The following is a 22,483-nucleotide window of genomic DNA, read 5'->3' as shown; positions in this document are numbered from 1 at the left end:
CGCTGTGACATTCTTGTTACGTGTCTGTACTGTAACGGGCGGACTGAATGCCTATTTCTGCGGCCGATCCGGTTTTCGGAGCCTCAACCAACGATAAGGGAGTAACGCCCATGACGCATGCCATTCGTTTTCACAAGACCGGCGGTCCGGAAGTCCTGGTCTGGGAGGAGGTCAGCGTCGGCAAGCCCGGACCGGGCGAAGCGCGCATCCGCCACACCGCCGTCGGCCTCAATTTCGTCGACATCTACAACCGCTCCGGCCTGTATCCGGCGCAACTGCCGAGCGGGCTCGGCAGCGAGGCCGCCGGTGTCGTCGAGGAGGTCGGGCCCGGTGTCACCGATCTAAAGCCGGGCGACCGTGTCGCTTATGGCGCCTCGCCGCTCGGCGCCTATTCCGAGGCGCGGCTGATCCCCGCGGACCGCCTGCTGAAGCTGCCTGAGGGGGTCGACGACAGGACCGCGGCGGCGATGATGCTGAAGGGTCTCACCACGCAATATCTGATCCGGCAGACCTATCGGGTGAAGGCGGGCGATACAATCCTGCTGCATGCCGCGGCCGGTGGCGTCGGTCTGATCCTGAGCCAGTGGGCCAAGCACCTCGGCGCGACCGTGATCGGCACCGTTAGCAACGACGAGAAGGCCAAGCTCGCGAAGGCGCATGGCTGCGACCACGTCATCATCTACACCCGCGAGGATTTCGTGAAGCGGGTCGACGAGATCACGGGCGGCAAGAAGGTCCCGGTGGTTTATGACTCCGTCGGCAAGGACACATTCCTGAAATCGCTGGATTGCCTCGCGCCGCTCGGCGTCGCCGCGCTGTTCGGTCAGTCCTCCGGCGCGGTCGAGCCGCTCAATCTCGGCCTGCTGGCCCAGAAGGGCTCGCTCTACGTCACGCGGCCGACATTGTTCACCTACGCCGCCAAGCGCGAAAATCTGGTCGCGATGGCGAACGAGCTGTTCGACGTCGTCAAGTCCGGTGCGGTCAAGATCGAGGTGCACCAGACCTATCCGTTGAAGGACGCCGCCAAGGCGCATGCCGATCTCGCCGCACGCAAGACCACGGGATCGACCGTCCTTCTGGTGTGATGTCCGGGCCTGCGTCACGTCCGTTCATGCTTGCGCACATCGCGGGCGTGATCGAGGTGAATTGCTTGGAGGTCGACGTCTTCGGGCGGGATCCGGGGCAGGGCGGCCTCGGTCAGGATCGCCTCGGTGACGTCCTCGACCGAACTCCCGGCGATCTCGTGTATGAACGAGACATTCCGGTATTCGCCCGAGGCGATGCGGGAGATGACCTCACGCCTTGTGATTTCGGGGTCGACGACCGCCTCGCGGCCCCGCCGTCCATAGTCGATCATCACGACGAAATATTGCATCAAAACGACTCTGCCGCGCCCCCCATTGCGGGCGCGCGGCAGATTATTTCCGAAAAACAGAATCAAGTCAAGGCCGATTTCGAAAAAGCGAAATCGGCGGCCGTGCCGATACCCTACTTGCCCTTCTTGCGGGGGCGCGCCGACTTGGCGCGCAGCCGCTCGAGTTGGCCCTTGGGCATGGACAGGCAGATCTCACCCACCCAATCGAGCTTCACGCCGACGATCGGCTTGGCGTTGAAGCTGGTGAGATTGACGACGGACGGGCTTTTCCCCCGCTCGATCGTTTTCAAATAACGCTCGCCGGTCTTGAGCCGGACCACGGCCTCCTCGCCGTAGAAGCTCGACAGCGGATGGCGCTGATCCTTGTAGACCACGATCACGTCGCCGCTCTCGTATTTGGGCAGCATCGAATCACCCACGATCTCGAAGGCGACAGTCTCTTCCATGATCGGGAAGGGCAGCGCGATGTCGCCGAGACCCTCCGGGGGGACCTGCTCGTAATCGGGCTCGATCACGGCGCCGGCACCGACGCGGCCCATGATCGGCGCGAGATTGAGCTCGAGATATTCCATGATCGGAATGATTTCCGAGGCCTTCACCAGGCGTTCGCCGCCGAGGATCTCCGAGACCGCGCCGGGCCGCACGCCCATGGCCGCCGCGAGGCCGCCCTTGCTCTTGCCTGTCTTTTCCAGGCCCCGCTCGATCATTGCAACGTCCAACATGGTGATTCCCTCGATTACCCATCGTCTCGCTCTTGTAATCCGAAATTCGGAATTATTGCAATTATGAATATCAGAATTATCGCTTGACTTGTGCTTCGGAATACCGGAATGTCTGTTTCGCCCCGGTCGTGCGATCGGAGGAGACGCATCACAGGACAGCAGCATGGAACCGGGCCATTGGCCGTCGGAGCACTCCGACGCGCTTCGCGACTATTTTCTCAAAGGCATGTCTTATGCGGAAATCGGAAGGCAGATTAACGCAAGGTTTGGAACGGCTTACACGCGCAATGCGGTGATCGGCCGCGCCAAGCGGCTCGGGCTCGTCATGCCGGAATGGATCGTGAGCCCATCGGTCGCGCCATATTTGCCGGGTGAGGCCCCGGTTTCGCCGCGCCGCGCGGTGCTACCGAATCTGAACGTGCCGCCGAAGTCCGCAATGAAGCCTGCGGTGCGGGTGAAGCTGCGCTGCGTCGGCGTTCAGCCGCGCCTGATCCAACTGGTGGACCTCGATCCGGCCGACTGCCGCTATCCCTATGGCGGCGACAAGGACGGGGAGGAGATCGCCTTCTGCGGCCATCCGCGCCAGCCGGGCTCCAGCTATTGCGCCCCGCATGCGGGCCTGACGCGTCGCTCCGGGGCTGCGTCCGCCCGTGTCCCCGGTCCCGTCGTGCTGAAGCTGGTCTTCGCGGCCTGAACTCTCACCCGTTTCATCGTCGATTTCGCAAGGAGTATCCAAGTGGCTCGTGTCCGACGCAACAAGTCCTACAAATTGGCGCAGATCCACGACCGGCGGTCCCGCGACGTGCCATTCAATGCCGAAGTGGCGGAGGTCGAGGTCGACAATCCGCTGGCGCTCGATGCTGGTGAGAAGATCGTGGCGATCCGGTCGATCCGTGGCGATCCGCTGGGACGGCTGCATGCACACCACCAGATCGATGAGGCGCAATTTCTCGGCGGGCGCGCCTTCCAGAACGATTGGGAGAGAGCGGAGCGGGGCCCTCAGGCGATGGACCCGACCCGCGAATATGTCGATGGCGCGCGCACGCGCGAGCCGGTCACCGAGAGCCAGCGCCAGGCGGTGCTGCGGCTGAACCAGGTCGAGCGCGAACTCGGGACCGACGGCGCTGCGCTGGTGCACGACGTGCTGGTGCTGGGCCTGACCATGGATCAGATCGGGCAGCGTCGTGCTGTCCGTACGCAGCGCTGGAACGACTATTTTGCGCGACGCTTTCGCGAGTGCCTCGACCGGCTGGCGCTGATCTACGGTTTTGCGACGGAAACGGGGACACGGCAGGCAGGGCGGCGCAGATGACAACGGCACGCCTGCGGCTTGGGCCGCGGGCGCGCCAGTTTGCCGCTCACGGATGCGGGACGATCTGGTAGGGCGTCGAATAGGGTTCGACGCGGAGCGAGGCGTTGGCCAAAAGCCCGATCCTGGCGGTCGGCGCCTGCTGCAATTCACCGTTCGGGCCGCGATGCACGTTATATTGCCAGACCGTGAGATCGCCCTTCTGCGCCAGCGCGTGCGCAACCGCGCTCGCATCATTGCCGCCGAGCGCCTGAAGCTCCTCCGCCGACAACCCGACGACGATCTCGTCCTTGATGGTGACGATCTTGAACAGGTTCATCTTGGTCTCCTGCGCCCATGCGCCTTGTATCGAGAGGGTGAAAAGCGCGACCGCGGCGCCCTTGATGAGATCGCAGCGAGAAAGCATGCCGTCGTCCTTTGGTGCTGAGGCGCGCCCGAATCGAAGAGTTTTCAGCCATGGCGCCCGTTGTCTGCGTGGCCGTGTCGCAACGGCTTGGTCGTTCGTTCATGGACAACGGTTCACCGGCGGAAACATATCCGGCTTGCGAGATCGATCGTTATTCTGCCGTTAATACAACCGCCGAGGTCGCACTCAACAATTACGTGTAGGCACTGAGAAGGGCTCATTCGCAGCCGAATGTCCGTTCATATCGGAAACAAGCAGAAACGTTGTGCCGATCGACGGCGATTGGAGCTGCGTGCGTGATTGATGACGCTTCTTGACGCAGGTGGGTGACGGCGGTCGATATACCTGTTATCCGGAATTGCCGTGGTGCGATGCAGACGAAGCATCGCTTTAGGCACTGTTGGGCTTGCCGGACGGGTTGTTCCTTGACATAATTGCAACCAAATGGTTGAGCCGGTCGTTTGGACATGTCATTCGGCGTGCCAACCCGCCGGGGCCACCCGGCCGAGAGTTCGTCGCCATGGGTCCTGTATGGCGTCTTGTTATGGCGTTCGGTTCTTGAGCGGGTCACCAAGCCGATGCTTGTCATAGGTGCGAGATGAAAAACCTCAATTTCGCGGCTGAACTGCACCTCAAGCTCGGCGCGCCGGCGAGCGGCACGGTCGAAAGCCTGCGCCTGCTCCGCGCGTTCCTGAAGCTCGCGCCTCGACAGCGTTTCGAGGTCATCAAGCTGGTCGAAGACCTCGCCACCGAAGAAATTCTGCCCGAGCACCCCTTGTCCTGAGCCCGGCCGAGCGCCGGCCTTACGCCGTCTCTCTCGTTTTCCCGTTCGTTTTCCCGCCGGAGCCGGACCGCCGGCGACGTTTCCACGCGGGCTGGCCGCTGGAAGGCGATCCGGCAAGTGTGGTATTCAATTGGGAAAACGGGAGGAGTGCGACCATGATCGAACCGAAGCTCGAAGTTCCGGCCGAACTGCGCGACCTGGCCGAGAAGACAATTGATCAGGCGGAGAAGGCATTCGGCATGTTTTTCGACGCCGCCACCAAATCGATGTCGTCCGTTCCAGGACCGGGGACGGAGGTGTCGAAGCAGGCGCTGGTTTTCACTGAGCAGAACATGAAGTCGGCCTTCGAGCATGCGCGCAAGCTGGTTCATGCCACCGACCTTCAGGAAGCGATGCGAATCCAGTCCGATTTCCTGCGCAGCCAATTCACCAGCGCCGGAGATCACATGCGCCAGATGACCGGCAGTCTCATGCAACAGGGCAAAGGGAAGTCCTGATTCTCTGCGCGCGCAGCATGCCCACAATAGAACTTGCGCGGCGCGGCGATCCGAACCTCGATGCCGGCTCAGATCTATGACGGGCCACCGAATGACCACATTCGCCGTCTGTCGTCCTTCTGCTGATCCCTGCCGGTCCTCCGGCGGGGATTTGCATGTGTGGCGAGCGTCGTGCTCGGCGTGCCACTAGCGCAGCGAAGCGATGTAGGCCGCGATGTCGCCGGCTTCGGTTCGGCTCAGGGGAAAATTCGGCATCTTCGGGTGGGGATCAAGCAGGAAGAAGGCGAGCCTCTCCGGACTGAAGTCCGGCCTGCGCGCGACGGAGGCAAAGGAGGGGACGTCAGCGCTCGCCTGGGTTTGGCCGTTCGCGACGACATGGCAGCTTGCGCACCAGCGTTTGGCGAGGTCCGCACCGTGTTCGGCATTGGCCGCGAGACCCGACGATGTGCCGAAGCTCGAGGTTACGGCAAGCAGCAGGCAAATTCGTCTCAAATGCTGGTGCATAGGGTAACTTTCATACATCGATTAGCGGCCGCCATGCTTATCCGCAGCACGATCCCGGAAATTGCGAGAGATCAATCCGGGCGATGATCGACCGCAGCAGCTTGCGGGCCGAACGATAGAGATGCCGTAGGAAAGCCGGCATCCTCGCCGCGGGCAGGCCAAGACTTCTCGTGAGACTTCTCGTATCGAGATTTCTCGTATCCAGACTTTCAATGTAGTGCGACACGTGTCTCTCCGAGGCTATATCGCCCTTTTATCCCGGCGCCTCGGAGCCGCCTTGATCTGCCGCAAAGCGTTCCGGGCTAATAGTCGCCCGGATTCATGATCATCGGGGTTTTCGTATCAGCCGGCGCAAGCGCGCTGCTGGCGCTGTCGCGCAGGAAACGGTCGAGCGTTTCCTGGATCTTCTCCTTGACCGAGTTGGGACCGCGATCGCTCATTTCCGTGTGCTGCGCGCCAGTGTGGACGATGTCGATACCGCGCGCCTTGGCTTCTTCCGGCGTCGGCAGCACGCCGGGATCGGTCAGGAAATGCGGATCCTTTGACCGGAACGACAGGATCTTCATGCCGTCGCTGACCACGAAGGGCACCCGCAGATTGTCGAGCGTGATCACCTTCGACACCAGCTCCGGGTGCTGATGGGCAACATACATGGAGACATCGCCGCCGTTGGAGTGACCGACGAGGGTGATGTGGTCGTAATCGACGTTTTCGTGCTGCTTCTTCAGCTTGTCCAGCGCGAACAGAATGTTGGCTTCGCAGCGGATATAGACCTCGCGCCGGCCGACATATTGCTGACCGACATGGGTCATCAGCGGCGGATCGCTCGGCAGGTCCTGCTGGATGCTGGCAACCAGATAGCCGCGCGCGGCAAGCACGTTGGCAAGGAAGGAGTATTCGGTGGCCTTGACGGTGTTGCCGTTGCTGATGATGGCGAGCGGGAGTTTCCAGAGGCCGAGATTCGCCTTGGTCTCGTAATCGCGCCGCACCGCCACGTCGACCGAGATCGGCCGCTGCCGCGAGGCGTCGAACAGCGCCAAAGTCTCATGGCGGATCGCGAACCGACTAACGACGAAATATTCCCCGACGCCGAGGACGCAGAGAAACGCCAGGATTGCAAACACCCTCTTCATGGTTTCATCTCAAATCACATTTGACTGAACATGGTCATTGGGAACTCCCGGATCGAGCGATCGTGAGCAGCTTACGGGATTAAATTTAGGCAAGTCTGTGAGCAAGCCCGCAAAAAGGACCGCGGGGTGGCTACGAACAGCCGGACTTGCCGCGTTCGGGGCAGAGCCGGAACGCGCTCGACAGGGTGAACAGGAAGCGGGGGCTGCGGCGCTCGTTGTCCGGTGCCCGGTAGCTCAAGGGCACCGCTACGCCGAGATCGGCCTGGATATCCTCTGGCAGGAAGAAGCGCACACCGGCCCCGGCCGATGCGAGCGACAGGCCGTCACTCAGGCGGTAACCGTCGTTCCAGACGGCGCCGGCGTCGCCAAAGGCGTAGAGCTGATAGCCGGTCCAGTAGCGGAAATTGAGCTTCTGGTCGAAGCGCAGTTCGAGCGAGCCGGCAAGGCCGTTGTCGCCGCTGATCTCGGCTGCGCCATAGCCCCGGCCGAAGGCCACGCCGCCGAGATAGAATTGCTGCGAGGTGAACAGTGGCCGCGATGCGGTCTGGCTCGCCGCGGAGAGCCTGAGCGACCAGGTATCGTTGAGCGTCTGGTAGCGCGTGAACCAGAGGTTCAGCACCGAGAAGTTCGAAGATGCGCCGTCGCGCGACAACAGGTCGTCGTCGAAATGCGAGGCGCCGAAGATGTCGAGGCCCTGGCGGTAGGTCAGCGTCGCAAGATTGGTGCCACCGAAGCGATCCTGCAGCCGGTAGTCGGCGGTCAGGCTCGCGGTCCTGATATGGTCGTTGTACCAGGGACCATAACGGTCGTGCTCGGACACATTGCTGAAGGTCGTCGCCGCAGTCAGCGTGAGCGTGGAGGATTGCGATTGCAGCGGGACGACGCTGGCGCGCAGCTCGAACGCCTCGGTCGTCGTGATATCGCTGTCGAGGCGGCGGGCATCGCCCGGCCGGACCGCGCTGTACAGGGCGGAAGCGCCGAGGCGCACGCCGTCGACGCCGACGGGCGTGTCGTAGGACAGCCGCGCAAAGCCGAGCTGGCGAGGATCGTTGGCAATCGTCGACAGGTTGACTGCCAGCGTGTCGCCGGGCGTGAGGTAGGAGTTGAACGCGCCGGTGGCGTAGCTCTGCCACGGGCCAACGGAAGATGATCCGAGATTGTCCAGACCGAACGAGGAGAAGGCGTGCCAGGTCTTCAAAACGACTGTGAGACGGAAGCGGCCGGTCGTGCCACCGATCTCCTCCAGCGCGGTATCGGTGATTCGGACGCCCGGCCTGCCGTTGATGAGGAAGAGCTGGCGTTCGAGTGTTGCAAGGCGCGACGGCTGCTCGGCCAGAACCGGCCCGAGCATCGGCCTTACGCCGAACTGCTCGGCGCCGTCGCCTTTCAGCTCGGCCTGTACGATGGCGCCTTCGATCACCTGGATCCGTACCCGGCCGTCGGCAATGTCCTGCGGCGGCACGATGGCCCGGCTCAGATGGAACCCCTCGGCGCGGTAGAGATCGCTGATCGCGCCGGCGATCGCGGCGAGATCCGCCTGCGAGACCTGCTTGCCGAGATAGGGCTGATAGATCGCGGCGATCCGATCTTGGGATACGGTGTGTGCGCCGCTGACGTTGACGCCGCGCAGCACGAATTGCGGTTTGGTATCGCCGCCGGTGTTGGGCTGTCCGACACTCGGAAGCCGGACCGGAGGCTGGCTCAGCGATTCCCGCTCGGTTTGGTTATCGAAATATTTCTCGGGCTGGCGCGGATCGAAACCCGGCTGGTTCGCCTGTTGTGCGAACGCCTGGGAAATTCCCGCAAAGATCGGTACCACCATCACCAGCGCGGTAATGAGATGCCGCTGCTCAACGCACGTCGCGAATCTCTCTCCGTAGTTTGACGGAGACTTTGCGATGGGGCGGTAAGGGTTCGTTATCCGCATGATTTTTCATAGTTTTTTATGGTCAATGATTGGTTAATGCTGCCACTGCACGGGCCGCTTCCCGCTAATCCTCTCTTGAGTGATTTCCGGATACCCCTCAGCTCCGGCTGTAACGCGGACTGAGGATCGTGATGCTTGGCAGAATTGGAATGCGGTGTGCCCTCGTGGCGGCGCTGACCCTTGGAACGGCTTCCGCTGCGTTCGCCGCGGAGGATGGCGTCTGGTCGGTCAGCAAGGCCACCGGCGAGGTGTGGGTCGCGACCGACGGCGCGCAACAGGTCTCGCTGAACCAGGAAGCGACGCTCAAGCCTGGCAATACCATCCGCACCGGACGCAACGGCCGGGTGCTGCTCGTCCGCGGCGAGGAGACCATTCTGATCTCTCCCAACTCCGTGGTCGGCTTGCCCTCGGAGAAGAAGGAGGGGCTCTCGACCACCATCATCCAGCGGGCGGGATCGATCCTGCTCGAGGTCGAGAAGCGCAACGTCAAGCATTTCGAGGTCGAGACGCCCTATCTCGCCGCCGTGGTCAAGGGAACGCAGTTCAGCGTCACGGTGGGAGCTGGCAGCACCAAGGTCGGCGTGCTCCGCGGCCAGGTCGAAGTCTCCGACTTCAAGACGGGACAGATTGCCCAGGTCATGCCGGGACAAGCGGCCACCGTGTTTGAGCACGGCAAGCCTGGTCTCAGCTTGAGCGGCGCAGGGACGTTCAATCCGATCGAGCATGGCAAGCCGCGCGCCTCGACGATCGAGCGTGTCCCCGTCCCGAAATCGGGCCTGTCGGCGCCGCGCAATGCCGCGAGCGGCCATGCGATCCATGCGCTCGGTCCGATCGACAAGGGGGCCAAGGCGGCTGGCGTGCCGAAGCCGTCGCATCAGGCGGCTGGAGGTCATGTTTCCAAGGCCGGCGTCGTGCGCATCTCGAGCTCGCTCGGCGAGGTCAGGCTGAATGTCCACAAGGTCACGAATGGGCTCGCCCACGACGCGGTTGCTCCCGGACAGGTGCGCAACGCGAACGCCAGCGCCGGTCCTGACACGGTGTGGAGCGACGGCAAATCCAATACGCCGGCATCCAACAGCTCCGTCCAGACTGCGGCAACGACGAGCGGTGCGGCAGCTGCTGGCAGCAGCGCCTCGGCTGCGAGTGCGGCGATCGCGGCAGCGGCAGCCGGTGCATCCAGCGACAGCCCCGGCGCCAACAACGCAAACTCCGGCGGCAACGGCAATTCCGGCAACAACGGCAACGGAAATAGCGGGAACAACGGCAACGGCAACCATGGTGCCACCGGCAACGGCAGGGGCAACAACGGCAACGGCAGTGGGAACGGCGGCGGCAACGGCCATGGCAATGCCTACGGCCACAACAGGCGCTGAGGCGGTTTCCCAGGGGATGAGGGGGCGCATCCGTTGAAGCGGGTGCGCGGGAGGATCGGGTGAAACGTTATCGGCCGCATATTCTCGTCGTGATCGCGCTTGCGATCGTGCTGTCCACGGGATGGCATGGTGCGCTTCGCAACGCGCTCACCGATCTGCGGTTCAGCTGGCAATCGCGTGCGGCCAGCGGCAATGTCGTCGTGGTGGCCATCGACGCACCGTCCATCGATCAGATCGGGGTGTGGCCGTGGCCGCGCCGGCTCCACGCGGAGCTGTTGCGCAGGCTCGAGGCGGCGGGCGCGGGGGACATCGCGTTCGACGTCGATTTCAGTACGCCGTCCGATCCGGCGTCCGACGAGGCCTTCGTCAAGGCGCTCCGCGATGTCGGCGGCTCGACGATCCTGCCGTCCTTCAAGCAGCCGACGCCGAATGGCGGCACGGCGCACATCAATCGCCCCCTGAAGGGTTTCAGCAACCAGTCGTGGCCGGCCGTCGTCAACGTCGCGGTCGAACCCGACGGGCTCGTTCGTCGTTATCCGTTCGGCGAGAAGCTCGGCGATGCCTTGATGCCGTCGATGGCCGTCGTGCTGGCCGGGCAGGATGCCAACCGGCGGCCGCCCTTCCTGATCGACTTCAGCCTTCGTGCAACCTCCATTCCGAGCGTCTCCTATGTCGACGCGCTGCGCGGCGATGCCGCGGCTCTCGACAAGGTGAGAGGCAAGAAGATCATCGTCGGCGCCACTGCGCTCGAGCTCGGTGACCGGTTCAGCGTTCCCAACGGCAGGATCGTCTCGGGGCCGGTCCTCCAGGCGCTGGCCGCAGAATCGATCCTCCAGGGCCGGATGCTGCACTGGACATCCGATATCGGCATGATCCTGGGTCTGGGCGTGATCTGCCTGCTGATGATGTATGCGTGGCGTCGCCTCGCGCCAGGAATTCGCGTCGCGGTCCTGATCGCCTCCGGGGTGGCTATCGAGCTGGTCGCGGCCCTCGTGCAGGCAAGATGGCCCCTCGTCATCGACACATCGCTATTTCACATCGCGATCGTCGCCTATCTGGCCGCGATTGCGCTGGACGAAATCGATTTCCGTAGTCTCCTGGGACGCATCGCCGAGAGCCGCTTTCACCGCATCGCGATGTCGCTTGGCGATGGTCTCGTCTGCACCGACGAGGATCACCGGATCACGGTCTGGAATCCCGGCGCGAGCACGATCTTCGGCTACGCGCCGGCGGAGATGATCGGCCGTCCGTTCGAAACGCTATGCGCCGTTCCGGTGGACGGCGATGCAAGGCCATCCATGCACGACGCCGCGCGCCAGGCGCTGCTGGTTCCGGGCGGGGCGGTCGTCGTCGAGTTCGAGGGCCGGCGCAAGAATGGCGAAACCTTCGCCGTCGAGGCGAGCTTCTCGGGCTGGCAGGGAACGGACGGCTTTCAGTACGGCGCGATCCTGCGCGACATCTCGGTCCGCAAGCGGGAAGCCGAACGCGTCAAATATCTTGCCGAACACGACGCGCTGACCGGTCTTGCCAATCGCAACACGCTGCATGCCGGACTGGCCGGCATGATTGCGAATGCAGAGCGACGGCCTCGCGAAGTCGCGTTGCTCGTCATCGGGCTCGACGGCTTCCAGGGCATCAACGATACGTTGGGGCATTCGGCGGGAGATCTGGTGCTGCAGGCGGTCGCCATTCGCCTGGAGGGTCAGGCCGGAGATCGGGCGATCGTCGCCCGGCTCGGCGGAGATGAATTCGCCATTGTGCGCGAAGCCGCAGATGGCGGTGAGCCGATCGTGAAGTTCGCCGAGCGGATCGCGCGTGCATTCGAAACGCCGCTTGCGACGGGCACGCGCCAGCATCGTGTCAGGATCAGCATCGGCGTCGCGGTCTACGGCGAAGGCGGACAGAGCGCCGACGAACTCCTCAGCAATGCTCATCTGGCGTTGAGCAAGGCCAAGATGACGCGGCGCGGCAGCCATGTGATCTTCGAGGCTGCGATCAGGCAGGAGCTGGAGAACCGGCTGACGCTGGAGAGCGAGTTGGCGCTTGCGGTGGATCGCGGCGAGTTCGAACTGTTCTACCAGCCCCAGGTTCGTCTGATCGACGGCAGCCTTATCGGGGCCGAAGCGCTGATCCGTTGGCGGCATCCGGTGCGTGGCTACGTCTCGCCCGGAGAATTCATGCCGGTGGTCAACACCTCGGCACTGTCAGAGCGGATCGCGAACTGGGTGATGGAGACCGCCTGCCGTCAGGCGCGTGACTGGGAAATATCCGGCAACGGCGTGCGTGTTGCGATCAACCTGTCGCCCTCGCAGCTTCACTCCGGCGATCTCGCGCATTCGGTTGCGGCGTTGCTCGAAGCGACGGGGCTTACCCCGTCACTGCTCGAAATCGAGGTGACCGAAGACATCCTGATCCAGGACGAACGCCGCGTGCTCGACATGTTCAAGCGAATTCAGGAGCTCGGGGTGCGCGTCCTGTTCGACGATTTCGGCACCGGTTATGCGAGCCTCAGCTATCTGAAGAAGTTTCCGCTCGACGGGCTCAAGATCGACCGCTCGTTCGTGCTCGATCTGCTCGCCGATTCCGACGATGCCGCGATCGTCGGTTCGACCATCGGCCTCAGCAAGCAGCTCGGCCTCACGGTCGTGGCGGAAGGCATCGAGAACCGCGCGACTGCCGACTTCCTGGTCAGCATGGGATGCGCGGAGGGACAGGGTTATTTCTTCGGCCGTCCGATGCCGGCCGAGGCGTTCGAAAAGCAATTCCTGGCAACCGAACTCGACGCGGCCAGCGCTGCCTGAGCAGGCGGCTTCTATCGCCGCCGCGCGACCGCGACCCCGAAGAGGAAAGCGACGAACAGGCTCGCAAGCGGCGCCTCGCGCGTGATCGCTGCGACCGTCGCGAGTGCCCCGCCGGGCTTGCGCGATTCCTCGACTGCGGAGGTCAGACGATCGACCGCTGCGTGCAGGCCTCCGGCGACTTCACCCACCGTGCGGGAGACGTCCGCCGCGGTATCGATGGCACGTTCGGCCATGCCGGGTTGCGAGGTGGATTCCGGTATCTCCGTGCTCAACTGCGCGACCTCCAGACCTGACGATGGGCCGGCACCTTTGGCTATCCGCGCGAGCGCTCGTTCTGAACAGCGGGTCTTGATGACCTTTGGCTATCCGCGACAGGCGCCGTGGTTTACGGCGGGTGCCGGCCTTGGATGGGCAATTCAGCGCGCGGGATTTTGTTCCGAACGATAGGACGTCCACGGCGGACCTACCCCGGGAAACGACGGGTGCGAATCTCTGTTAGGCTGGCGGTGGCTCGTTGATGTCAGGAGACAGCCGTGACCGATCGGACCGTGACGGATCGAGGCCGGCGCATCGCCTTGCTCGGCGCTCCCATCGACATGGGGGCTTCGCAGCGCGGCACCTTGATGGGCCCCGCGGCGCTGCGCACCGCAGGCCTTGCGACACTGCTCGAAAGCCTGGATTTCGAGGTCGTCGACTACGGCGATCTTTCCGTGGCCGAAGTCGGGGACCTCACCGACAGGCCGCCGGAAAGGGCCAATCACTACCGCGAGATCCAGCGCTGGACGCGCGTTCTGAGCCAACGAGGCCATGAGATCGCGAGAACCGGCGCGCTGCCGATCTTTCTCGGCGGCGATCACACACTGTCCATGGGTTCGGTCAATGCCATGGCGCGTCATTGGCAGGAGCGTGGACGCGAGCTGTTCGTGCTCTGGCTCGATGCCCATGCCGACTACAACACGCCGCAGACGACGATCACGGCGAACATGCACGGCATGTCGGCCGCGTTCCTGTGTGGTGAGCCCGGCCTCGAGGGCCTGCTCGGCGACGATCCGCGCGCTTCGATCACCCCTGACAGGCTCGATTTGTTCGGTGCGCGCTCGATCGACAAGCTCGAGAACGAATTGATGCGCGCGCGCCGGATCAGGGTCGTCGACATGCGTCAGATCGACGAGTTCGGCGTCGCCGTCTTGATCCGGCGCGTCATCGAGCGGGTCAAGGCGAGCAACGGCGTGCTGCATGTCAGCTTCGACGTCGATTTCCTCGACCCGTGCGTGGCGCCGGGCGTCGGCACCACGGTGCCGGGTGGAGCGACCTATCGCGAGGCACACCTGATCATGGAGCTGTTGCACGATTCCGGCGTGGTGGGATCGGTCGACATCGTCGAACTCAATCCGTTCCTGGACGAGCGCGGCCGGACCGCGCGCACGGCGGTCGAACTGATCGGCAGCCTGTTCGGCCAGCAGATCACCGACCGACCGACGCCGAGCAACGCGATCGCTCCGGGCGAGTGATGCCGTCGCCTTCAAAATTAGGCAGGAACATTCCCACGGTTGCCAAGTTTTCCCGATGCCCTTCCCCAAGGGCGACCCCGTATGGCCTCAGCTCGAACGCCCCCGATATCCCCGCGAGCTGGGGCCTTTTTTCTGCTCCGGCAGATTGGATATCGATGGTGCACGCAGGTCTCTCTCGTTCGGGGCGCTTCAGTATGTTCGTCAGAGAGATCGGCTGGTGACCCGGCCGGAACTTTGCCGACATAACACCGTTCCCGATGTGCGGGCGCGAACGTAGGCGGACACCATGAAATGGATGCTTGTGGTCCTCGTGGGTGGCGTCGCCCCCGTCAATACCGATCTCGTATTCGACAAGTTCAGTGACTGCCTGTCCGCCGAAGCGCAAATGCGACAGCACTACTCCGATGCGTTCGATGCCTGGGACCGTGTGGCCGCCGCAAGAATCGACCGGCGTAGCGACTACAGGAAGGCCCGCGATCTCGAGGCGAAAAAACTGCTGAGCAACGTGGGCACCTGTGTGCCACACGGCGGGGGAGATTCTGTTGCGCCGGCGGAGCAGCCCAAGCCGCCCGCCGCACCTTCGCAGCAACCCGCTGCGCCGCCGCAGCCGACACCGCGACCTTAGCGAACGCCGCGCGGGCCCTTCGGCCAAATTGGGTCCTGCGACGTCGGGAAAAAGTGGCAACATCTTTGGAACCTTGTCATCGGTCCCTGGGTTCTCGCAAGCCGCATCCTGCGGTGAGGAGATACCCATGAAGAAGCTGATGCTGACGTGCGCGGCTGCTGCGCTGATCTCGACCGGCGCGCTGGCGCAGTCGACCGTCGTCACCACCACCGGCACCGGCCATGCCGCCGCCGTGCAGATCGAGCCGGAATACCGCACAAAGATTCGTACCTACGTGACCGAACACAAGGTGCGCCCGGTGCAGACCCGAGAGAAAATCGTGGTCGGCCAGCCGGTGCCGCGCGAGGTCGAGCTCGAGGCCGTGCCCGCCGATTGGGGCCCCTCGCTCACCAGGTACCGTTACGTCTACTCGGGCGAACGCGTGATGCTGGTCGATCCGTCGACGCGCACGGTCGTCCAAGAGATCGACTAAGTCCCGGGAGGCGGGTCGCTGAGCAGGCGGCCCGCCTCCCGCCAGCCCGGCCCCGCCCAATACCTCACCCTTATTCTTGTTTCTTATTCTTGTTTGCGAGCGGTCATGCCGATCATTCGATATTTCGTCTTCGTCGGCGGGCTCCTGCTGACCTTGCTGTTCGCTGCCGACCGGTACTTGCCGGCTCCCGGCGAGCCTGCAGCGATGGCAGATCCTGACAGAACCATCATCCGGATCACGTCGGCAAGAAGATTACCGGAGAAGATCGTATTCGATACGCGTCTGAGCGCCGATGTGTTCGATACGCGTCTGAGCGCCGATGTGCCGAAGATCGCCCAGGCAGATCCAACTCCTGAAGAACCTCGGCAGCAAATGCGTGAAGCCATGGCCGCCATGCCTGCAGCACCGTTCGACCAGATTAAGAAAGAACCGCCCGCGCGAATCTCCGCAGAGGCCCGTCCGCATCCGAAGCGCTCGGCCAAATCATCGAAAAGGGCATCCGAGCGACGGCTTGCCTTCGAGCGGCACGACCCGTTGTCCGGCGGATGGTGGTGAGCGGAAAACTTCGCAAGTGATGTAAAGGAAAAGGCCGCGCCCATAATGGCGGTGGTGCCGATGCCAGTGGCGCCGAACGACCGGATAAGATCCGCCGTAATAGGCGTAGGCGGGGCGCGCGATGCGGCGATAGCGATAGCCGCAGGAAACAGGCGCTGTGAGCCGCCGCCCGAGTGCCCAACCGGGAACAAGTGGAACATTCACGCGTTGGCGGGCGGCATCCATCTGGATGCTGGTTCACTGGAGGAGACGATCGATGAAGACTATTTTTGCCGCAGCTCTGATCACCAGCACTCTGATCAGCGGCGCTGCGTTGGCGCAATCCACCCCGCCTGCTGATCGAGCGGCTCCGGCGGCCGCCGCACAGCCGGCCGATAAGATGATGCTGAAGGACAATTGGCGCGCTTCGAAGCTCATGGGCCTGAACGTCTATAACGAAGCCAACGAGAAGCTCGGCGACATCAACGAACTGCTCGTCGACAAGAGCGGCAAGATCAGCGCAGTGGTGATCGGCGTCGGCGGCTTCCTGGGAATGGGCGAGCACGATATCGCCGTTTCGATGGACAAGCTGAAGTTCGTCGAAGAGCCGGTCCGGACCAGCTCGACCGGCACTTCGACCACCTCCCGCGAGACGACGACCGGCGCGGCTTCGACCAACGCCACGAGCCGCAACACCAACGATTGGGTCCCCGATCACGCCGTCATGAGCGGGAACAAGGAGCAGTTGAAGGCGCTCCCGCAGTTCAAATATTCGGACTACAACTGACAGGACGAACGTTATCGAGATCGAGGGCCTCCATTTGGAGGCCCTTTTCATTTGGCCCACACCGGAGCCGCTTGCAGCGGTGCTTCACACTCAGCCACGTGTATTGAAGCTATTCACTCGGTTCGGCAATGCGGTGCCGGGCCGGGTCGATTTCCCGACCGCAGGATCGTGGCCTCTGCAGGCTGGAACCGCCCGTCCCGAAGGAGGCGGGGAACCGGGAGGGGCGCCATTGAATTAACCCTGCATGAGGACAACAGCGGATCTTTCGATGACAAACACTCGTTTCGCGAGCTCCATCTCTGCCGCCCTCCGCCATCCCGGTGTGATCGCGCTGATCGTGGCTGGCGTGACGATTGCGGCAATGCTGATTGTCGATCACGGCCCCTGGAGCCGCGCCAAGACCCAGCCGGCCCATATTGCGATGTATGCGACCACGGGAGAAGCGGCACGGGCCGCCGGTGCCGCGGTGCTCCCGACCAACCCGAAATCACCGATCGAGCCGTCACGGCCGGGACCCAAGACGTCGCCGACCGTCAACCCCGTGACGCCGTAGCTTCGCTGCTCACGATGAGTGGAGCCGCCTCGCAGATCTCGGCGGCGTTGTCGCCGCTCTAACCTCAGCCGATCACCGACGAGCCGAGCAAGGCGAGCACGGCCAGCGCCATCAGCGCGGTGCCGAGCCAGCCCAGCGCGATCAGCCATGACCGGGCCCTGAAGCGGCCCATGATCGCGCGGCTCGAAACGATCAGCATCATCATCGCCATGATGGGCACAGCGACGATGCCGTTCAGCACTGCGCTCCACACCAGCATGTGGATGGAGTCGATGCCCGTGAAGCCGAGGCCGAAGCCGATGATGGTTGCCGCGGCGATGATGGTGTAGAAGCCGGCGGCTTCGTCGGGCTTGGCCTCCAGCGTGGCACGCCAGCCGAAGATCTCCGCGACGCCGTAGGCGGCCGAGCCCGCCAGCACCGGGATCGCGAGCAGGCCCGTGCCGATGATGCCGATCGCGAACAGCGCGAAGGTGAAATCGCCGGCCAGCGGCCGCAGCGCTTCGGCCGCCTCCGTTGCCGAATTGATCTTGGTGACGCCGTTGGCATGCAGGACCGACGCGGTGGTGAGGATGATGAAGAAGGCGATGCCGTTGGACAGCAGCATGCCCGACAAGGTGTCGATCTTGATGCGGTCGAGCTCGTGGGTGCCTCCGCGCTTGAGCTCGCGCAACGGCTTGTCGCGCTCGCCCTGATTCATCTCCTCGACCTCCTGCGAGGCCTGCCAGAAGAACAGATAGGGGCTGATGGTGGTGCCGAGCACGGCCACGACCATCATCAGATAATCGGCGCTGACATCGGCCTTGGGCCACACCGCGGCGAGCAGCGCCGTGCTCCACGGGATCTTGACGGTGAAGGCGGTCGCGACATAGGCGAACAGCGCCAAGGTGAGGAATTTCAGCACCGGCGAATAGCGGCGATAGGGCAGGAACACCTGGAGCAGGGTCGAGCCCGCCGCGAAGATCAGCGCGTGCTCGTGGTTGAGGCCGCCGATGACGAGCGAGAGCGCCTCGGCCATCGCGGCGATGTCGGCGGCGATGTTGAACGTGTTGGCGGCAACGAGCATGGCGACCAGGCTCAGCACCGCCCAGCGCGGCGCGAGCTTCATGACGTTGGCGGCAAGTCCCTTGCCGGTGACCCGGCCGATCTGCGCGCTGACGAGCTGGATCGCGATCATGAACGGTGTGGTCAGAAATACCGTCCATAGCAGCCCGTAGCCGAATTGCGCGCCGGCTTGCGAATAGGTGGCGATGCCCGAGGGATCGTCGTCGGCAGCTCCGGTGATGAGGCCCGGCCCCAGCCTTTGCAGCAACGTCGGCGCGGATTTCGTCGGCGTGAGAGCGCGGTCGCTCATGAACGGGGTCCTCGTCGGGGCAGATGCTTTCACAGCAAATGCTAATCAGGGAACGAAAGTTCCTCGCCGCGCAGGCGTCCTATCTATTTCTGATAATGCTAAATCGACTTGACTGTCGGGCAAAACAGGTATAGATTGCCATCATCGCAAAAATTCCCGCAGCCCAAATTCTCGCAAGCTCAAGTCAGTCCGCGAGGCTGCTTGCCGCCGGCGGCGGGCCTTTGAACGTTGGGGATGAAGGACGTCCGTCGCGCTACTTGACGCTAACGAACATGCCCCAGGCAGCGGCCAGTGCGGCGCCGGAAAAGACGATCAGCGGATTATCGCAGAATGCGCTGCCATAGCTGCACATGGTGACGCCGAACGAGCCGATCTCGTGATGGCTCGCGGAGTAGAACAATCCCGACAGTACCAGCAATGCAGCGGCGACGTAGTACATGGCAATCTCTCCGACGCTTTCCCGATTGCATTCGCGCAAGCACATGTCCCAGCATGGCGCGAAGAGATTTCATTTCGCCAAATCCGCTTTGCTGCATTTGAGTTAAAGTTTGATCTGTCGGGCAAAGCATCCGCAGGATGATAGAATCGGGACGTGATAGCGCTGCGCTGACGGCGCATTCCCATCAAAAAAGGCCCCGCGTCGCGGGGCCTTTGTCGTGGCGGGTGTGGGATGGCCTATCGCCGCGTGCCCACGCCGTAGAGCTCGCGCTCGCGGCCGATGTCCTCGGGAGACAATGGCGGGCTTGCGGCATCGAAGTCGCTCCAGCCGGCTTTCTGCCAGGCCGCGCTGCGATCCTGCAGGTTCACTGACTTCTCGTGGAGAAGCGCATCGAGGCGCGCGCGGTCCTGGTCGGGCACCCTCGCGGACACCAGCGTGCCGCCGCGGCGAATGCCCTCGGCATAACGCGAGGCATCTTCCTTGGAGACGCCGGCCTGCGTCAGGGCGCCGACGATGCCGCCGGTGGCCGCGCCGGCAGCGGCGCCGACGGCGGTCGAGGCGAGCCAGCCCGCCGCGACGACCGGTCCGAGGCCGGGGATCGCCAGCAGGCCGAGGCCTGCGAGCAGGCCCGCCGCGCCGCCGAGGCCGGCGCCGATGCCGGCTCCGGTCCCGGCGCCTTCAGCGCGATCGTCGACGCCGTCGCGATCGCGGTCGACCTTACCGGACCGCGAGCCGTACCAATTGTCCGAATTGTTGGCGACGATGCTGATATCGGAATGCGCCACGCCGGCGCCTTCGAGCCGGGTCACTGCGCGTTCGGCATCGGAGTAATTGTCGTAAAGACGTGAGATGGTGACGGTCATTGTGAGGTCTCCTGGCGATTGCTTGTTACTTGGTGGGGTTCACGTTGCCCTGGAAGTCCAGGCTGACGTCGGTTTTGGTGCCGGCCTTGTCGGCCTTGCCGCGCCAGACGCCCTCGTTGTCCTTTTGCAGGCCGGAGACGTTGGAATATCCCGCTTCTTCGATCTTCGATTTTGCCTGTCCCTCGGTGAAGCTGTTGCGGCCGGCGACCGGCTTGTTCGAGTTGTTCTGGTCCGAGCTGTTGACGGCGTTGTTGCCCGGCCCGCTCTGGGCAGGCTGTGGCTGCGCGCCAGCGGGTACCGCTCCGAGCAGCAACATGGTCGTGGCAAGTAGAGTGAGACGTCGCATTTTTTTGTCCTCCAGCAGGTGAATGTGCCGGCGACAACAAGTGAGATTCGAATTGGTTGCTTACGTTTGAAGCTGCCGAGTGCCGCAGCCTGTCTCGCGCCAAAACGCGCGGGTGCATCGAACCAGTTTAGGAACGTCTGCCGGTTTGTCCCGTTTATGCGCGCCTTGCGGATGCCGTTGGCAGATTTATTCCAGCCGACGCATCAATTGATACGGCACGAAGGCGCGAGGGGCGGATGATGGCCGGAGCGCGCGCGTTGAGTTGGCGCGCTGGCGGCCCCGGCATTTTCGCTCCCCACGTCCAGCCCCGGAGGTGCCTGGGGTCGCTCCCGTGCTGCTCGGCTGGTTTTCGATTTCGGAACTTCAACTGCGCCGGTCCATTGTCGCCGGTATCATTGAACAGGCGAGACAGCTCCCATCATGCAATCCCGCTACCCGCTGTTGAAGAAATGGACGGCGCAAGACCACGAGCGATTGAAGGCATTGGCCGCAGCAGGCCGGCGGCCGGACGAGATTGCGAGCGAGCTCGATCGAAGCGAAGCGGCGGTGAGGGTGCGTGCCTGGCAGCACGGCATCGCCTTGCGGCTTGTCATTCAGAGGCGCAAGCCGTTGAAAACGGCTGGTTCGAAGGCCCGCATGTGAGCGAGGCGATCTACCCGGATGCGTCGAAGCTCAGGATCCACTCACGACGCCGCCCTGCGCAAGATAGGAGATGACCGTACCGTCCGCCGACGGCTGGAAGTTGTCGAGGGTTGCTTCCGAGACGGTCGAGCATCGCGTTGTCGCAGGCTCGTCGCGCGTGCCGAACAACGGCACGCGGAAGTCATTGGGAAAGCGGCCGCGTCACTTCGACGATGGTGCGTCGGCTTGCGTCCTGGCGGGCTCCCAAGGCGCGGGAAGGATGACGCGGATCGGACGCGCTTCAGTGGTGCCTTGACCAGCGGGCCGGGCTTGCTCCCTGGCAGGCTCGGCCGAAGCCACGGGCAGCAGTGCGACCAGCATGGCCAGCGAGGTCGTCACAAGTCTCACATCCAGCATCGAAGCCTCCGTTTCCGCGTCAACGCAGCCTGCGGGACTTGGTTCAGACGAATGCGGGAACAAGTGGTAATTTTGTAGGTTTGAAGAAGACAGATCCGGATGACCGGACTGCTGGAGGAGGACACGATGAACATCAAGACCATCATTGCCGCTGCCCTGTTGACGTCATTTGCGGCTCCCGCGTTCGCGCAGTCGTTCTACGTGGTGCAGGACGTCAAGACCAAGAAGTGCACGATCACCGAAGCGAAGCCGACGAGCACGGAAACCACCGTCGTCAGCGGCGACACCGTGTACAAGACCAGGACTGAAGCCGAGGCCGGCATGAAGACCGTCAAGGTCTGCACGTCGAACTGAGGAGAAGGACAGATGCCTGTACTTCTGCTTTGGGCCGTCCCGGCCGTGATCGTGATCGGTGGCGGCGTTTATCTGATTGGCCACATGCACTGAACCTTGATGCCGAGGGTGCCTGGCGCGCCCACGGCCCCTCTTGCGAGTGAAGTTGCGCAAGCGTCAAGCAAAGCCCGCGTGGAGCGATCCGCGCGGGCTGATTGTATATGAACCGCTCTCCGAGAGCCCCCGACCCGACGAAACACGGCTGAAACATTGCTGAAACCAGATCGTCCTGAACTCCGCGCCCGCTCGTGCCGACCAACGGAGCGAAGAGGAGAGACAATCATGATCCAGATCGGTTCGAAGGAAGAAGTCGCGTTCCTGCTGGCGCTGTTCGGCACCCACACCCAGCCGAAGCGGCCGAAGCCGAAATCGCAGCAAAGGTGAGAGGCTGAACCCATGCCAGGTTTGGCCGAATGCCAGAGCCTGCTCAGGCTACTGATCGCCAGGGGCGATCCCAAGTCCATCCCGCTCGCCAAAGGCGCCATCGATCAGTATCTGAACACGGCGCTGCTCAGCGCCCGCGGCCGCGGCCTGCGCGTGCTCCAGCGCGACGCACTCGACCAGCACGATGTGGCGGTCGGCGTGCAGCGCTCGTTCGCCGAGACGGTGGATGCCTATATCGAGCACAAGCTTGCGGAAGAGTAGGGCGCTGCGCAAGCAGGCATGGTCCGTGTCTTGCCGGATCGATCCTTGCCAGCGTTCCTTGGACGGTGTTCCCGGAACCCGTTGATCCCCAGCGA

28 protein-coding genes are annotated in these 22,483 nt (G+C 63.4%); 16 read left to right on the top strand and 12 right to left on the bottom strand.

Features of this window, described 5'->3' with window-relative positions; all coding sequences use genetic code 11:
* Nucleotides 1–110 precede the first annotated feature (110 nt).
* Nucleotides 111–1,085, top strand: coding sequence for a quinone oxidoreductase family protein (locus XH81_RS01640; protein WP_028142643.1), 975 nt, complete (start codon nt 111–113; stop codon nt 1,083–1,085).
* A 14-nt stretch (nt 1,086–1,099) separates the two neighbouring features.
* Here XH81_RS01640 and XH81_RS01635 read toward each other — a convergent pair whose 3' ends face one another.
* Entirely contained in the window at nt 1,100–1,375 is a 276-nt protein-coding gene (locus XH81_RS01635) for a hypothetical protein (RefSeq protein WP_028142642.1), read from the bottom strand.
* 113 nt (nt 1,376–1,488) lie between these two features.
* Nucleotides 1,489–2,097: a S24 family peptidase gene (locus XH81_RS01630; protein WP_018644790.1), complete on the bottom strand. Its 609-nt coding sequence runs from the start codon at nt 2,095–2,097 to the stop codon at nt 1,489–1,491.
* A 163-nt stretch (nt 2,098–2,260) separates the two neighbouring features.
* Between XH81_RS01630 and XH81_RS01625 the strand changes: the two genes are divergently transcribed.
* Nucleotides 2,261–2,791, top strand: a complete 531-nt coding sequence (locus XH81_RS01625; protein WP_028142641.1) for a GcrA family cell cycle regulator — start codon at nt 2,261–2,263, stop codon at nt 2,789–2,791.
* A gap of 42 nt (nt 2,792–2,833) precedes the next feature.
* Nucleotides 2,834–3,409 carry a hypothetical protein gene (locus tag XH81_RS01620; RefSeq protein WP_028142640.1) on the top strand — a complete coding sequence of 192 codons (576 nt, stop codon included), beginning with the start codon at nt 2,834–2,836 and terminating at the stop codon, nt 3,407–3,409.
* Between the two features lie 46 nt (nt 3,410–3,455).
* Here XH81_RS01620 and XH81_RS01615 read toward each other — a convergent pair whose 3' ends face one another.
* A complete protein-coding gene (locus tag XH81_RS01615) occupies nt 3,456–3,812 on the bottom strand; it encodes a hypothetical protein (protein ID WP_028142639.1) in 357 nt (118 codons plus the stop codon).
* Between the two features lie 598 nt (nt 3,813–4,410).
* Between XH81_RS01615 and XH81_RS01610 the strand changes: the two genes are divergently transcribed.
* Together XH81_RS01610 and XH81_RS01605 are read left to right on the top strand one after the other, a co-directional pair.
* A complete protein-coding gene (locus XH81_RS01610; RefSeq protein WP_028142638.1) occupies nt 4,411–4,596 on the top strand; it encodes a hypothetical protein in 186 nt (61 codons plus the stop codon).
* 155 nt (nt 4,597–4,751) lie between these two features.
* Complete coding sequence (locus XH81_RS01605) at nt 4,752–5,093, top strand: phasin (RefSeq protein ID WP_028142637.1); 342 nt, start codon at nt 4,752–4,754, stop codon at nt 5,091–5,093.
* 186 nt (nt 5,094–5,279) lie between these two features.
* Here the strand turns inward: XH81_RS01605 and XH81_RS01600 are convergent, their stop codons facing one another.
* The 3 genes from XH81_RS01600 to XH81_RS01590 all read right to left on the bottom strand — a co-directional run bounded on the left by XH81_RS01600 (nt 5,280) and on the right by XH81_RS01590 (nt 8,657).
* Nucleotides 5,280–5,597 (bottom strand): c-type cytochrome, encoded by a 318-nt coding sequence (locus XH81_RS01600; RefSeq protein WP_028142636.1) that lies wholly within the window; start codon nt 5,595–5,597, stop codon nt 5,280–5,282.
* A 302-nt stretch (nt 5,598–5,899) separates the two neighbouring features.
* A complete protein-coding gene (locus tag XH81_RS01595; RefSeq protein ID WP_028142635.1) occupies nt 5,900–6,730 on the bottom strand; it encodes an alpha/beta fold hydrolase in 831 nt (276 codons plus the stop codon).
* A gap of 130 nt (nt 6,731–6,860) precedes the next feature.
* Nucleotides 6,861–8,657, bottom strand: a complete 1,797-nt coding sequence (locus XH81_RS01590; RefSeq protein WP_028142634.1) for a ShlB/FhaC/HecB family hemolysin secretion/activation protein — start codon at nt 8,655–8,657, stop codon at nt 6,861–6,863.
* 131 nt (nt 8,658–8,788) lie between these two features.
* On the opposite strand from XH81_RS01590, the gene XH81_RS01585 reads away from it, so the two are divergent.
* Complete coding sequence (locus tag XH81_RS01585; RefSeq protein ID WP_028142633.1) at nt 8,789–10,030, top strand: FecR family protein; 1,242 nt, start codon at nt 8,789–8,791, stop codon at nt 10,028–10,030.
* Between the two features lie 59 nt (nt 10,031–10,089).
* Nucleotides 10,090–12,831: an EAL domain-containing protein gene (locus XH81_RS01580; protein ID WP_028142632.1), complete on the top strand. Its 2,742-nt coding sequence runs from the start codon at nt 10,090–10,092 to the stop codon at nt 12,829–12,831.
* 11 nt (nt 12,832–12,842) lie between these two features.
* Here XH81_RS01580 and XH81_RS01575 read toward each other — a convergent pair whose 3' ends face one another.
* A complete protein-coding gene (locus XH81_RS01575) occupies nt 12,843–13,103 on the bottom strand; it encodes a hypothetical protein (RefSeq protein WP_028142631.1) in 261 nt (86 codons plus the stop codon).
* Nucleotides 13,104–13,364: 261 nt separating this feature from the next.
* Here XH81_RS01575 and rocF point away from each other — a divergent pair, with 261 nt between their 5' ends.
* The 6 genes from rocF (at nt 13,365) to XH81_RS01545 (ending at nt 17,313) form a co-directional block, all read left to right on the top strand.
* Nucleotides 13,365–14,342 carry an arginase gene (gene rocF, locus XH81_RS01570; RefSeq protein WP_028142630.1) on the top strand — a complete coding sequence of 326 codons (978 nt, stop codon included), beginning with the start codon at nt 13,365–13,367 and terminating at the stop codon, nt 14,340–14,342.
* A gap of 286 nt (nt 14,343–14,628) precedes the next feature.
* Entirely contained in the window at nt 14,629–14,967 is a 339-nt protein-coding gene (locus tag XH81_RS01565) for a hypothetical protein (RefSeq protein ID WP_028142629.1), read from the top strand.
* A gap of 127 nt (nt 14,968–15,094) precedes the next feature.
* A complete protein-coding gene (locus tag XH81_RS01560; protein ID WP_018319180.1) occupies nt 15,095–15,439 on the top strand; it encodes a DUF1236 domain-containing protein in 345 nt (114 codons plus the stop codon).
* 105 nt (nt 15,440–15,544) lie between these two features.
* Nucleotides 15,545–15,994, top strand: a complete 450-nt coding sequence (locus XH81_RS01555) for a hypothetical protein (protein WP_097668450.1) — start codon at nt 15,545–15,547, stop codon at nt 15,992–15,994.
* Nucleotides 15,995–16,250: 256 nt separating this feature from the next.
* Nucleotides 16,251–16,760, top strand: coding sequence for a PRC-barrel domain-containing protein (locus XH81_RS01550; protein WP_097668452.1), 510 nt, complete (start codon nt 16,251–16,253; stop codon nt 16,758–16,760).
* A 268-nt stretch (nt 16,761–17,028) separates the two neighbouring features.
* Nucleotides 17,029–17,313 carry a hypothetical protein gene (locus tag XH81_RS01545; protein ID WP_028142626.1) on the top strand — a complete coding sequence of 95 codons (285 nt, stop codon included), beginning with the start codon at nt 17,029–17,031 and terminating at the stop codon, nt 17,311–17,313.
* Between the two features lie 64 nt (nt 17,314–17,377).
* Here the strand turns inward: XH81_RS01545 and XH81_RS01540 are convergent, their stop codons facing one another.
* From XH81_RS01540 to XH81_RS01525, 4 genes are all read right to left on the bottom strand, one after another.
* A complete protein-coding gene (locus tag XH81_RS01540; protein WP_028142625.1) occupies nt 17,378–18,664 on the bottom strand; it encodes an NRAMP family divalent metal transporter in 1,287 nt (428 codons plus the stop codon).
* A 253-nt stretch (nt 18,665–18,917) separates the two neighbouring features.
* Nucleotides 18,918–19,103, bottom strand: coding sequence for a hypothetical protein (locus tag XH81_RS01535; RefSeq protein WP_028142624.1), 186 nt, complete (start codon nt 19,101–19,103; stop codon nt 18,918–18,920).
* A 236-nt stretch (nt 19,104–19,339) separates the two neighbouring features.
* On the bottom strand, nt 19,340–19,966 hold the full coding sequence (locus tag XH81_RS01530) for a hypothetical protein (protein ID WP_028142623.1): 627 nt from the start codon (nt 19,964–19,966) through the stop codon (nt 19,340–19,342).
* 25 nt (nt 19,967–19,991) lie between these two features.
* On the bottom strand, nt 19,992–20,312 hold the full coding sequence (locus XH81_RS01525) for a hypothetical protein (RefSeq protein WP_028142622.1): 321 nt from the start codon (nt 20,310–20,312) through the stop codon (nt 19,992–19,994).
* A 420-nt stretch (nt 20,313–20,732) separates the two neighbouring features.
* On the opposite strand from XH81_RS01525, the gene XH81_RS01520 reads away from it, so the two are divergent.
* Nucleotides 20,733–20,954 (top strand): hypothetical protein, encoded by a 222-nt coding sequence (locus XH81_RS01520; RefSeq protein WP_028142621.1) that lies wholly within the window; start codon nt 20,733–20,735, stop codon nt 20,952–20,954.
* 201 nt (nt 20,955–21,155) lie between these two features.
* On the opposite strand, the gene XH81_RS01515 is transcribed toward XH81_RS01520, so the two are convergent.
* Nucleotides 21,156–21,350: a hypothetical protein gene (locus tag XH81_RS01515; RefSeq protein ID WP_131233116.1), complete on the bottom strand. Its 195-nt coding sequence runs from the start codon at nt 21,348–21,350 to the stop codon at nt 21,156–21,158.
* A gap of 126 nt (nt 21,351–21,476) precedes the next feature.
* Here XH81_RS01515 and XH81_RS01510 point away from each other — a divergent pair, with 126 nt between their 5' ends.
* Together XH81_RS01510 and XH81_RS01505 are read left to right on the top strand one after the other, a co-directional pair.
* Nucleotides 21,477–21,704: a hypothetical protein gene (locus tag XH81_RS01510; protein WP_028142620.1), complete on the top strand. Its 228-nt coding sequence runs from the start codon at nt 21,477–21,479 to the stop codon at nt 21,702–21,704.
* A gap of 435 nt (nt 21,705–22,139) precedes the next feature.
* Nucleotides 22,140–22,388, top strand: a complete 249-nt coding sequence (locus tag XH81_RS01505; RefSeq protein ID WP_271595646.1) for a hypothetical protein — start codon at nt 22,140–22,142, stop codon at nt 22,386–22,388.
* Nucleotides 22,389–22,483 lie beyond the last annotated feature (95 nt).

This window comes from Bradyrhizobium sp. CCBAU 25360 (assembly GCF_028128695.1).
GTDB classification, from domain to species: Bacteria; Pseudomonadota; Alphaproteobacteria; order Rhizobiales; family Xanthobacteraceae; genus Bradyrhizobium; species Bradyrhizobium ottawaense.
The sequence above is the reverse complement of the archived record's forward strand: the minus strand, read 5'-3'. Positions and strand labels throughout refer to the sequence as shown.